Origin of the sequence: Ligilactobacillus sp. Marseille-Q7487 (assembly GCF_949152225.1) — a bacterium.
GTDB lineage: Bacteria > Bacillota > Bacilli > Lactobacillales > Lactobacillaceae > Ligilactobacillus.
Genome location: NZ_CASCJC010000001.1, coordinates 1,642,501 through 1,654,494 on the forward strand (window position 1 = coordinate 1,642,501; position 11,994 = coordinate 1,654,494).

Consider the following 11,994-nt stretch of genomic DNA (forward strand, 5'->3'; position numbering starts at 1 on the left):
AAACACTACGTTATTTAAATTCCGAAAATTAAAACAAAGACTTGCTTTGATACCCGTTTTAACATCTCAAAAAACGAATAAAATTTTTCCAAAAAAATACTATCCCAATAAAAAAAGCATCAAAACTAGCCCAGTTTACTAGTTTTGATACTCTTTTTAGCTATATTTTTATCAATGAAAATTATTGATCAACACGTGCTAAGAAATATTTCTTCTTTCCACGACGAACAATCACAAATTTACCATCAAAGCTTTTGCTTGGATCTAACACGAAATCCAAATCTTGTTGTCGTTGTCCATTAATATAGATTGCACCGTTTTGAACATCTTCACGTGCTTGGCGTTTTGATGGTTCAATCCTATTGGCAACTAACCAGTCTACTAAGTTAGCCGCTTGGGAGCTAACATGTACAGTCGGCATGTTTTTAAAGCCTTGTTCGATTTCTTCAACGGTTAAATCTTTAACTTCACCTGAAAATAGTGCCTTAGAAATATGTTGTGCTTGTTGTACTGCTTTTGCGCCATGAACAAAAGTAGTTACTTCGGTCGCTAAAGTTCTTTGTGCTTCACGCTTTTCAGGACAAGTCTTAACTTGTTCTTCTAAGTGAGCAATTTGCGCTTGATCTAAGAAAGTAAAGTATTTCAAATATTTAATGACGTCACGGTCATCTTGATTTAACCAGAATTGGTAAAATTCATATGGTGTTGTCTTTTCGGCATCCAACCAAACAGCACCACCAGCGGTTTTACCAAACTTAGTTCCGTCTGCTTTAAGCATCAATGGAATCGTCAAACCATAAGCTTGCACATCTGAGCCTTCCATTCGATGAATCAAGTCAATTCCCGCCGTAATGTTACCCCATTGATCGGCACCACCAATTTGAAGTTGCACATCATTTTGCTTTAACAAATGATGGAAATCAATCGATTGTAAAATTTGGTAGGTGAATTCTGTATAAGAAATCCCAACTTCCAACCGACTCGCAACCACTTCTTTATTCAACATGGTATTTAAATTAAACAATTTACCATAGTCACGCAAAAAACCTAACAAATCAATCTTAGATAACCAATCATAATTATTAACAATCGTAATATTATCTTGTCCAAACAAAGCTTTCATCTGTGCTGTCAAGCATTGTTCATTATGATGGATTGTTTCCATTGATTGTAACTTTCTTTCAGAGTTTTTACCAGAAGGATCCCCAATCGAACCCGTTCCTCCTCCAATTACAATGTGTGCACGATGGCCTGCCATTTGAAATCTTTTCAACATCATAAATGGAATCAAATGACCAATATGAAGACTATCTCCTGTTGGATCAACCCCACAGTATAAACCCACGGATTTTTCACTCAAAAGCTTAGCCAAGCCTTCTTCGTCTGTGATTTGATTCAAGGCATCGCGCCATTTCAATTCTGCCAATACGTCTTGCATCTACAAAAAACCTCCTAAATTAGTTTGAATCAAAGCCAAATCGCGCTAAACAGGCAATAAAAAAAGTCCCCAATGCTCCAAGGCATCAGGGACGAAAATAACATCTTCCGCGTTACCACCCAGATTACTCATCATAAAATGAGTCAACTCTGCCATCGTTATCGGAATGACCCGTTTAATAACTCCATAGTGTAATTCAAAGCAACGATATGCCTTGGTTTGCAGCTTCCACCAAGTCTCTAAGCCAGTGATCGTCCTTTTACTGCGCTACTTCAACGTCAATTCTTACCATCATATTATGCTATTCATTTTAAAAAAGCAAGTATTATTTAGCTTGATAATGTTGCTGACACTCTGGGCACAAGCCATAAACTTCATATTTGCTATTATAGACATGATATCCAGTAACTTGAGCAGCATCGTTTTCTAAATCACGGTAAGCGCCATTTTCAACATCAATAATCTTATCGCAATTAACACAAATAACATGATAATGTGGTGTTCCCAAATAATCATAGCGCATATGTCCACTATTATCTGGTGCAACTTCGACGATTAATTTGTGCTTTAATAACAATTCCAAGGTATTATAGACAGTCGCTAAACTCACGCTAAAACCATTTTGGCAAACATATTCATAAATCATTTCGACTGAAGGATGCTTGCGCCCGGTCATTAAATAAGCCAAAATAACTTGTCTTTGTGGTGTATTTTTAATTCCATTTTTCTTTAAGCTATCTGCAGCTGCCAATAAAACTTCTTGGTCCCGCAACATATCATCGCCCCCTTTTATCTTTTGAAAGTTTATATCTTAATAAAAATTGTAAATGTGTGTTTTCTTGCCTATATTATCGCTCAAATCAGCCTAAAAGTCCAATTAAAGTATCTTAATCATATGCAACGTTGCAATGCCAAAAAAGCATCTTGAAGATGAATCATCCACGTTTGCGGAAACAAGTTAACCAAAGTTCCACTGACAAGTGCATGTATTTCAAGCAATAACAAACATAAAATCAAACCTAAAACCAAAATCTCTTCGATTCCACCTGTGCGATAGTAGAGTAGTTTACCCTTGCGTTTATTGCGCTTTTGTTTTTTTAACGGCCATAACCAACGAACTGTTTCCTTAGAAAAAGTATCTTCTAACAAATGAGCTAAATAGCCTAAAATCAGCCAAAAACCCACGTATTGAGCCGCATTGGTCAAATATTTATCTTGTAGCCAAGCCATAATCACAAAAACCACCACAAGCGCCAATAGCGAATGTGTCGCTCCACGATGCCCTAAGGTTTTATTGGTTACTTTGCTGACGATTTTATTACGTTTACCTAAAAAAGACTGCGGATGGTCAATATCTGGCAACAATGCACCTAAGCCCAAAGCAAATAAATTGAGCGGACTAACTTGTTGAACGCTAGCCATCATAGGTAAGCCTAACACAACAGTCGTTGCCAAATGAGTTTTATATTGCACGAACGTTTTCCTTTCTTAACATAAATCAGTTTATTTCTTGATAGCTAACTTGGCTTTTACCATTTTTATTCGTAATAATCAATTTAGCCGGGATTCTTTCTCGCAATTCTTGCACGTGACTAATAATACCAATCATTTTGTTTTTACCTTCGATGGTTTGCAAGACATTCAACGCAACATCAAGTGCATCGCTATCTAGCGAACCGAAGCCTTCATCAATAAATAAAGCATCGATTTGCACGCCACCAGCTTCATTTTGAATGACTTCACCTAATGCCAAGGCTAAACAAAGGGCCGCAATGAAGCTTTCACCACCCGATAAAGTCTTGACTGAACGAATGGTTCCGATATTACCATCATAAATATCTAATTCCAATCCTGTACTTGATTGAGCACGCCCCTTTTGATTATCTAAGCATAACGCATAACGTCCATAGGTAAGTTGGTTTAACCTTTGATTTGCTAAGCGCAAGACTTCAATGAATCTTTGCCGTAGCACATAACGTTCAAAGCTTAACTTCAAAGGATTCTTACCACTCATGGTTTCACTTAATTGCATATATTGCATAGCTAACTCTTGTTTTGCGGCATTTTCTTTTAATAACTTTAATATCTGAACTTGAGCATTTTGATTATTTTGATAGTTAGCCTGTGCTAGCATCGTTTCTTTATTGATAGCTTCTTGAGCTAATTTAGCCGCTTGTAATTGCGCTTTAGTTTGATCTAAGTTTGGTCGTTGCTTAGTTGCTAACAACTCGTTTGCTTGCTCAATAATCTGTTTGGCTAACTGATAATTTAAATAAAAATCGTTGACCTGTTGGCGTTTAGCATTAAGTTGATTAAGTTTTGTGCTTAAAAGTTGCATTTGCTGATAATCTTTGACTTTTGCATCGGTAGCAAAAAGAGCCGCTAAATCCTGTCTAGCTTGTTGCAAAATTTGTTTTTCTGCTTGAATCTGTTGACTAAGTTCTACTTTTAACCCTTGAAGTCTCCCAAGCTCGATTGCTTGTTGATATTCTTGCTCTTTTACTTTGGTCAATTCTGCTTTGTAGTCTTGTAAGACTTGTTGTTTAGCCGTTAAATCTGTGCGCAATTGCGCAGTATTTTCATATTGTTTAGGAACATGTTTTTGTTGTTCTTGTTTACGTGCTTGTAAAATATTACATTGCTCAGTAACTTGTTGATAATTATCTTGTTGTTCCTTTAAGGCTTGCTCAGCTTTTTTTAGCTCGTCTGTTAAATAATTTAATTTTTGCGCCATTTCTTCTTTTTGAGCGCTTTGTGTTTCAAAATATTTTTCGTCTTTTTCTTGGCGCTTAACTAAGGCTTGATAGAAATTGTCAAATGTTGTTAAGCTTGGTGTCTGCGCCAATTGCCACTTAGCAAAAGTAACCGTCAAAGTCTGCGTTAACTCCTCTTGAAGTGCGTGCAGTTGCGTGGTACGTTGCTGTTGAACACCTAGCATATTATTTAACAACGAACTTTGTTTTTCTGCTTTTTGACTCAAAGCATCAAGTTGTTCTTGACTAAGAACTTGTTTTGTCATATCTAAGCTAGCTAGATTAGGATGATGAATCGAGCCACACAACGGACATGGGGTACCTGGCTTTAGTTTGGCCGCTAACTGGGTAATTTGGTGCATAATCGCATCGTTTTGTTCTTTTTTTAATTGCGCATTTAAAGCGGTAACCTCTTTTTGTTTAGCATCAATTGTTTTTTGTGCTGTACTAACTTCTTGGTAAAGTTTATCCTTATTGTCGGCTAATTTATGCAGCTGTTTTTGATCATTAGCGAATTCAGTTAGTTTAGCTGCATTAGCTTGCAATTTAAGCTTTAATTCTTCTAGATTCTCTAACTTTTCATAGCGTTCGCTTAAATCTTGCTGTTGTTGACTTAACGTTGCTTGCTTTTCATTAGCAAGTTTTACTTTTTGCGCTATTTTCGTTTGAGCCTGCATTTGCGCTGCGAGCTGCTCTAGCAATAATTCTAATTGTTCAAATACAGCTAAACTAGTTGTTAATTCCTGAATTTCTTGTGCTAAATCTTTCATCTTAGCATCTTGTTGCTCAAGTTTAGCTAAATCGCTTTGCGTTTGTTGCTGTTTTTTTTGAATTACTTGCAAATCATTTGTAAGATTAGTTTCTTTATCTGCTAACATCAAGCTTTTAGCCTGCGAATCTTGCCATTTTTTCAAGATTATCAAATTTTTTTGAACCCATTCTAATTGATTGACCTCATCAGATAAAGCATCCATCTGAGCTTTTTTAGCCTCTAATTTTTCTAGTTTAAAGGTTGCTTCATCTAAACGTTTAAACTCAGCGCTCAAACTTTCTTGTTTTTGTAATTCTTTAGCCAACTGCTCGACTAAGTCATTTTTTTGTTGCATTTTAACTTGTAAATCAGCGGCTTTTTGTTTGAGCTCATCCAAATAAACGGTAAAATCTTGCAACCACTCTTCATTTGTTTTAGTACTGTCTAAATTCGTGATTTGTTGTTTGATTTGGTTAATTTGCTCATTTAACTTTTGCACATCGCCTTGTTCTTTTTTGGCGCGCTCTTGTACCTTTTGTCCCCAAAGATTAAACAAGGTAGTCCCAAAAAGATCACGTAAAACCTCTTCTTTTTTATTACTATCGGCCAATAAAAAGGTTTGAAACTTTCCTTGTGGTAATAAAATCGTTTGAACAAACTGTTCGGCTTTTAACTTCAACAAATTTGTGATAAAGTCTTGAACTTCACGCGTCTTTGTCAATTCAACTTGTGTTCCATCATCTTTTTGATAACGCAAACAAACACTGCTACTTTTTGAGACTGTTTTATCTTGGCGTTTAGATTGGAGAACTTGTGCAGGCATCCTAGTGATTTCGTATAGTTTTTGTTGATGTTCAAAAGTAAAATAAACACTAGTTGGTTGCGTTGGTTTAGCAAATTCTGAGCGCATTTGTTCGGCACTACGTAAATTGCCCGAAGTTTGGCCGTATAAGGCATAACACATTGCATCAAACAAGGTACTCTTACCACTTCCGGTCTTACCGGTAATCAAAAACAACGCTTGATGGGTAAAGCGCTCAAAATCAATTTCTTGATCGACATAAGGACCAAAATTTTGCAGTCTTAACATACGTGGCTTCATCACTAGACCTCCTTTTGCACATCTATCAAAGCTTGTTTAGCCCATTGTAATTGTTTTTGACTAATAGCGTTTTGATTAACCTCTTCAAAAAAGCCCTGCAATAATTCGATTGGTTCTAGGTGTTTAAGTTCTTCTTTAGGCGTAAATCCTAACAAATCATTGCTCCAATTAACGCGCTTTAGACTCAATATTTTAGGGTAACAACTACGCAAGCGCTCTATTGCATTAACAATTATTTGTGTATCGGTTAGTTCGATACCAATATAATCATCGCGATTGATAGTCGCAACAAAGCTTGGCTCTGTTAAATCAGCAAACGCTCCTTTAAGAACTTTAACATCATGTTTAGGCTCTAACGCAATAAATTCACTGGTTTGTTCTTTCGTATCGACTAACCACACACCTTTTTGACTGTTAGCTTCTGCTAAAGAATACTTCAAAGGCGTACCACTGTATTTGATGTTAGGATGTTTAAGAGCATTTTTATCATGCAAATGTCCCAAGGCAACATAATCAAAAATTTCTAAACAATCCGTTCCTACTGGGCTAAGTCCCCCGACTTCTAATAAGGTTTCGGATGCACTTTTAGTACTACCGGCCGCAAAAAAATGTGCGATTAAAACATGCTTTTTATCTGGTAAAAACAACTTTTGCATCTCTTTAACCGCTCGTTTTACCGCCTGTGCTGTAGTAGCAATTTCTTGATCTTCAAAGTAATTGCGTGCTTCTTGTGGTTCAAAATAAGGCAACATAAAAAACTGCACGTCAGCAAAAACAACTGGCTCAAAAGCTTGAGCAAATGAGGTGCGCAAATAAAAATCCGTCGCATCAAACCATTGACTCCCTGTATCTAAACGTACCGCTGAATCATGGTTGCCATTGATAACAAACAAAGGTAGTTTAGCTTGCAAGTTTAACTCTTCTAAAAGTTGATTAACCGTTTGGACACACTGCTCGTTTGGCAAGGAGCGATCATAGATATCTCCTGCAACCACTATTGCATCTACTTTTTTATCTAGACTGATGTTTTTTAATTGTTGAAAAATATAAAGTTGATCTTCTAGCAGATCAAAACCATGTAATTTTTTGCCAACATGCCAGTCTGCCGTATGAATAAAGCGCATCTTAACCACCCTTTTTTCCAAAATCTCTCTGTCTTTTATTTTACGGTATCTAGCCGGCAAGTGCTAGTTTTTGACAAACATTTGTTCAGTAAAAAACCGCCCACTTCAACCAAAGCGTGGGCGGCCTTTCTTAGGCTAATTTTTCTTTAATCGCTTGAATCATTGCTAACTCTTCATTAGTTGGAATTACCAAGACTTTGATACGAGCATCTTTAGATGAAATTTCACCTACTTTAACGGTGGCATTTTTTTGTTCGTCGATTTGAACGCCTAAACAAGCCAATTGATGGCAAATTTGCGCACGTAATGCCGGATTATTTTCGCCAATTCCTCCAGCAAAGACTAAAACATCGGTTCCACCTAACTCAACAAAATAACTTCCGACGTATTTAACAATTCGATTAACGAAAATGTCTAGCGCTAACTGACAACGTGGATTATCTTTTTGTTGTAGCAAATCACGCATGTCAGGCGAAACACCCGATATCCCTAATAAACCTGCTTTTGTGTTTAATAAATCTAAAACTTCATTTACATTAAGTGCTAATTTATCCATCAAAAATGGGATTATAGACGGATCACAATCTCCACTGCGCGTCCCCATCGTCACTCCAGTTAAAGGAGTAAAGCCCATCGAAGTATCATAAGCCTTACCGTCTTTAAGTGCTGCTAACGAAGAGCCACTTCCTAGATGCAAAGTAATCATCTTCAATTCTTCTAGTGGTCGCTTTAGATAAGCCGCAGCTTGTTTAGAAATGTAATCATGACTGATTCCATGTTCACCATAGCGTCTAATATGATACTTTTGTGTTAAATCATATGGCAAACTAAAAATCGCATTTGTTTCTGGCATTTGCGTAAAAAAGCTACTATCAAAAACCGCATATTGGGCAACATCTGGCAAAACTTGTTGCATTAACTCAATATATTTAGCCTCCATTGGATTATGCAATGGTGCGTGATCGCTTAAAGCCTTAATTTTAGCTAGACTTTCTTTAGTAATCAACGTTGCTTCGTGGAATTCTTCTCCTCCTGCAACAACTCGATGCCCGACACAAACAATCTGCTCTAACGTCGTGATTTTTAATTCAACTAATTTTTCGATAATCAAACGTGCTGCTGTTTCATAATCTAAATTATCAATACTCGTTTGATAATTTTGCACACCATAGCTAATCTCAAACAGCGCACCAGGCATCAGCATTCTTTCAACCAATCCTTTAGCCACAACCGCTTCGGTATCTGCATCAAAAAGTTTCCATTTAACCGACGAACTGCCGGCATTCATTAATAAAATATTTGCCATTTTGCCACTCCTTAACATTAATATTTAAATTATATAATACTTTTCAGAAAAATCAGCTTTATTTTCACTAAAAATGAAAAAATATCGCTTACAGCAAGATTGTGCTACAATTGAATCAAAGTAATCTAAGGAGGTTTTCATATGATTACTAAAAGTACCATCCGCACGGCACAGACTACTTTTATTTGGTATGACATTGTGTCGACATCAGCAGCTGAACGCGAAATTTTATTAACCAAACATGGGTTCACACCTAAAATGCTAGATTATGTCAACGATCAACACGAGCATCCACGTTATGATTTACGTGAAGATGCGGCAATGTTGGTTTACTCAACTCCTGAAATCTTAGACAAAAAACAAGCGCGTTACATCACTAGCCCGATTACTTTTGTTTTAAAAGACGATACATTTTTTACTTTTCATTCACCTGGAACACAATACATTATCGAGCTTGTCAAAAATGATGAACACCTAGAAAAACTAGACGGGATGGCAGAATTCATGTTACTAACACTTTATTATGCAACGACTAGCTTTACAGAGACCATTTTAAAAATCAATGATGTTAAAAACCAGTTAGATACTTCCTTAAACGTCGCGATTACCAATGATAAATTACGTTTTTTAGCAGAAATCGAAAAAAGCCTAATCTACATCACAAGCGCAACGCAAACGAACTTGTTAATGCTAGAAAATCTCAAATACATGACTATCGGTCAAAAGCTAAATCACAGCAATCGTATCTTGTTAAAAGACATTTTATTTGATGCTCGCCAAGCCCAACGCATGGCGCAAATTTCAAGTGACGTGACCGCACGCATCTCGGCGACCTCAAACACGATTCTAAACAACACCCTCAACGATACGATGAAATTTTTGACAGTTTGGTCACTTGTTTTGACTATTCCTACCATCATCACCGGCTTTTATGGCATGAACGTCTTATTACCAGCCGCCAATAACGATTGGGCTTGGGCCTTAATTATCTTATTGAATCTACTCTTTATCGGTGGCTTAATCGCCTTTTTGAAAAAACACCATTTATTGTAAATAAAAAGGAGTTTTCATCGCAATAATGAAAACTCCTTTTTTAATTAATCAACTAATTTGCCGACTACCGGTAATTTAGCTAAAACACGAGGCCCATGCGGTGATTTTGCCAATCCCGCTGTCACGTCATTACCAACCTTATTACCATGGTGAACCAATTTTTGCCACCCTTTAGCATTGGTCACATCATATATCACACCATCAACTGCGATATATGCTGGTTTACCTTCACCGTTATAAGTTGCCAATTGTTCTTTTGTAAATGTTTGTTCTGTCATCTTAAAGCCTCCCTTAATTCGCACGTGCTAACTATCTTAAGTGTAACACTTCTAGCTTGCTCACACAAAAACGATGCCTAACTTATTTAGCTGGTCTAAGAAAACATTCTAAGCCTCGTTCAAACCCGCGATCTAAAAAGCGCGCAAAGTCTTCTTGGTTAAAATCGATTTCTGTTTCTTCTAAATCCATTAAAACATCATCAACCACAAAATCGACTAACACATCATGTAATTGTTCGATAAAATCTGTGTCTTCTTCAGTTAAATTAAACTCTGCTTGATCTTTTTTTACATTAGCTTGCACCTTTTTTAAGATCGTCAAAGAAGTGTATGCTCCCGCGTGTTCACCTAAGGCATCAACAAAAAAACTAGCAGGTCTAGATATACCTAATAGTTGCTCGTAACATTCTTGTTGTTTTTGTAACAACCCATATTGTTGCAACAAGAAATGACTTAAGTCTTCTTTTTCTTTACTTAAATTGTACATCTGCTGACCTCCTTAAAATTTAAATAACTTTACCTTGATAAGTCGAGCTAACAACATGTCTAAAATCATAGGTTGCTAATTCGGAAAGTTTGATAACGCGTGTCACCCCTAAGGCCACCATCAAGTTGATTGGAGCTTCGTTATCATCGGGCACAACTAAAACAGCTTGCTTGTTGTTGCCCCGCAAGAAACCACATTCAAAGGCTACCCCATCATCAAAACATTCTGGGGTATACAACATGATCCCTAGATCTGCTCCCATCATTCCTTCGATATCTGATACATAAGTCCGACTTTGCCATTCAACATCTTCTAATAATTCAGGATGTTCTTCGACGCTTAAGCCTTTGTATGAATAGTCTAAAGGCCAGTGCGAAAATTTCCGAGAAATAGATGGATTTTGTTCAATCGCAGCTAAGCCTGCCTTCATATGTGCAACTTGTTTTTCGTTAAACCAGCTACATGCGATATAAGCCTTAACGGGACTTGGTTCAAATTCTGTTTGTGTCATCTAAAACACTCCTTTGGTCATTCATTACTTAAGTTTAATTCTATCAAAAAGACGCACATTTTAAAACATAATTGCAAAATTTAAACATTATTTAACGTAAACTTCACTAAAAAAGCGTTAATCAACTTATTAATGTTCATAATTCATCTAAAATATAAATTTGTTACTTATCATTCCACTAGATCTTGACAACTAAAAGCGCTCTCCATATAATAACGGTAATTTGTTTGTTATTAGAAAATTGGGGATTACTATGAAAAAAAGGTATCTAATAATTATTTATGCTTTATTATCTCTTGTCTTTAGTTTTATCTTGTTTGTACTTTTTAAGATTGAATTTAAATGGTGGACAACGCTAGCTATCAGCATCAGTTTCATATCCTCATATTTATATATTATAGATAAAGAAAAAAAGAATTAGTTACAAAAAAGCGAGCCTCTTTTATGGGGCTCGCTTTTCTTAGTAAAGAATACTAATTAAAGTTTTTCTTTACCAACGATGTTTAATTTTTCATCTAATGTGTAAACAACTGGTTGACCTGTTGCCATTTCAACATCCATGATATCTTCATCAGAGATTTGTTCGATGTATTTTGTCAAAGCACGTAAAGAGTTACCATGAGCTGCCACGATAACGTTCTTACCAGCTAACAAGTCTGGTGCAATGTGATCTTCCCAGAAAGGAATTACACGTTCCAAAGTAACTTTTAAGTTTTCGCCACCTGGGATTGCATGTGGATCTAAGTCAGCATAACGACGATCATTTGCTGCAGAACCTTCATCATCTGCACTCAAAAGTGGAGGTAATACGTCATAAGAACGACGCCAAATGTGAACTTGTTCGTCACCATATTTTTCAGCTGCTGCTGCTTTGTTTTTGCCTTGTAATGCACCATAGTGACGTTCGTTTAAACGCCATGACTTCATTTCTGGTACCCATAATTGGCCAGATTCTTCTAATGCGAAGTGTAAAGTCTTGATCGCACGAGTTAAAACAGATGTATAAGCTTGATCAAATTCGATACCAGCTTCTTTTAATTTACGACCAGCTGCCTTAGCTTCTTGTTCACCTTGTTCACTTAAATTAACGTCTACCCAACCTGTGAAAAGATTCTCTAAGTTCCATTCACTTTGGCCGTGACGGATAAATACTAATTTTGGCATAGTATTCCTAACCTCTTTCTTTATTTT

11 protein-coding genes and 1 other annotated feature are annotated in these 11,994 nt (G+C 36.5%); of the genes, 1 reads left to right on the forward strand and 10 read right to left on the reverse strand.

Annotated features, from left to right (window positions below; all coding sequences use genetic code 11):
• Nucleotides 1-181: 181 nt before the first annotated feature.
• The 6 genes from tyrS to QM017_RS08155 form a co-directional block, all read right to left on the reverse strand.
• Nucleotides 182-1,438, reverse strand: a complete 1,257-nt coding sequence (gene tyrS / locus QM017_RS08130; RefSeq protein ID WP_282709438.1) for a tyrosine--tRNA ligase — start codon at nt 1,436-1,438, stop codon at nt 182-184.
• A gap of 84 nt (nt 1,439-1,522) precedes the next feature.
• Nucleotides 1,523-1,723, reverse strand: a binding site (T-box leader).
• 40 nt (nt 1,724-1,763) lie between these two features.
• Nucleotides 1,764-2,213 (reverse strand): transcriptional repressor, encoded by a 450-nt coding sequence (locus QM017_RS08135; protein WP_282709439.1) that lies wholly within the window; start codon nt 2,211-2,213, stop codon nt 1,764-1,766.
• Nucleotides 2,214-2,329: 116 nt separating this feature from the next.
• Nucleotides 2,330-2,911: a metal-dependent hydrolase gene (locus QM017_RS08140; protein WP_282709440.1), complete on the reverse strand. Its 582-nt coding sequence runs from the start codon at nt 2,909-2,911 to the stop codon at nt 2,330-2,332.
• 25 nt (nt 2,912-2,936) lie between these two features.
• The gene (locus QM017_RS08145; protein ID WP_282709441.1) at nt 2,937-6,044 is read right to left on the reverse strand and encodes an SMC family ATPase; all 3,108 of its coding nucleotides are present in this window, start codon (nt 6,042-6,044) and stop codon (nt 2,937-2,939) included.
• Between the two features lie 2 nt (nt 6,045-6,046).
• A complete protein-coding gene (locus tag QM017_RS08150; protein ID WP_282709442.1) occupies nt 6,047-7,168 on the reverse strand; it encodes an exonuclease SbcCD subunit D in 1,122 nt (373 codons plus the stop codon).
• A 130-nt stretch (nt 7,169-7,298) separates the two neighbouring features.
• Complete coding sequence (locus tag QM017_RS08155; protein WP_282709443.1) at nt 7,299-8,474, reverse strand: acetate kinase; 1,176 nt, start codon at nt 8,472-8,474, stop codon at nt 7,299-7,301.
• 141 nt (nt 8,475-8,615) lie between these two features.
• Between QM017_RS08155 and QM017_RS08160 the strand changes: the two genes are divergently transcribed.
• Nucleotides 8,616-9,527 (forward strand): magnesium transporter CorA family protein, encoded by a 912-nt coding sequence (locus QM017_RS08160; RefSeq protein WP_282709444.1) that lies wholly within the window; start codon nt 8,616-8,618, stop codon nt 9,525-9,527.
• A gap of 44 nt (nt 9,528-9,571) precedes the next feature.
• Here the strand turns inward: QM017_RS08160 and QM017_RS08165 are convergent, their stop codons facing one another.
• The 4 genes from QM017_RS08165 to QM017_RS08180 form a co-directional block, all read right to left on the reverse strand.
• The gene (locus QM017_RS08165; RefSeq protein WP_282709445.1) at nt 9,572-9,805 is read right to left on the reverse strand and encodes a cytochrome b5 domain-containing protein; all 234 of its coding nucleotides are present in this window, start codon (nt 9,803-9,805) and stop codon (nt 9,572-9,574) included.
• A gap of 82 nt (nt 9,806-9,887) precedes the next feature.
• Nucleotides 9,888-10,292: a hypothetical protein gene (locus tag QM017_RS08170; RefSeq protein WP_282709446.1), complete on the reverse strand. Its 405-nt coding sequence runs from the start codon at nt 10,290-10,292 to the stop codon at nt 9,888-9,890.
• Between the two features lie 19 nt (nt 10,293-10,311).
• Entirely contained in the window at nt 10,312-10,803 is a 492-nt protein-coding gene (locus tag QM017_RS08175) for a nucleoside 2-deoxyribosyltransferase (RefSeq protein ID WP_282709447.1), read from the reverse strand.
• Between the two features lie 477 nt (nt 10,804-11,280).
• Complete coding sequence (locus tag QM017_RS08180; protein ID WP_282709448.1) at nt 11,281-11,967, reverse strand: 2,3-diphosphoglycerate-dependent phosphoglycerate mutase; 687 nt, start codon at nt 11,965-11,967, stop codon at nt 11,281-11,283.
• Nucleotides 11,968-11,994: the final 27 nt, after the last annotated feature.

Coding starts and splice junctions, on each gene's coding strand:
- QM017_RS08155 (WP_282709443.1), bottom strand. CDS start 8,474: ATGGCAAATATTTTATTAATGAATGCCGGCAGTTCGTCGGTTAAATGG.
- QM017_RS08180 (WP_282709448.1), bottom strand. CDS start 11,967: ATGCCAAAATTAGTATTTATCCGTCACGGCCAAAGTGAATGGAACTTA.
- QM017_RS08160 (WP_282709444.1), top strand. CDS start 8,616: ATGATTACTAAAAGTACCATCCGCACGGCACAGACTACTTTTATTTGG.
- QM017_RS08170 (WP_282709446.1), bottom strand. CDS start 10,292: ATGTACAATTTAAGTAAAGAAAAAGAAGACTTAAGTCATTTCTTGTTG.
- QM017_RS08145 (WP_282709441.1), bottom strand. CDS start 6,044: ATGAAGCCACGTATGTTAAGACTGCAAAATTTTGGTCCTTATGTCGAT.
- QM017_RS08175 (WP_282709447.1), bottom strand. CDS start 10,803: ATGACACAAACAGAATTTGAACCAAGTCCCGTTAAGGCTTATATCGCA.
- QM017_RS08135 (WP_282709439.1), bottom strand. CDS start 2,213: ATGTTGCGGGACCAAGAAGTTTTATTGGCAGCTGCAGATAGCTTAAAG.
- QM017_RS08165 (WP_282709445.1), bottom strand. CDS start 9,805: ATGACAGAACAAACATTTACAAAAGAACAATTGGCAACTTATAACGGT.
- QM017_RS08150 (WP_282709442.1), bottom strand. CDS start 7,168: ATGCGCTTTATTCATACGGCAGACTGGCATGTTGGCAAAAAATTACAT.
- tyrS (WP_282709438.1), bottom strand. CDS start 1,438: ATGCAAGACGTATTGGCAGAATTGAAATGGCGCGATGCCTTGAATCAA.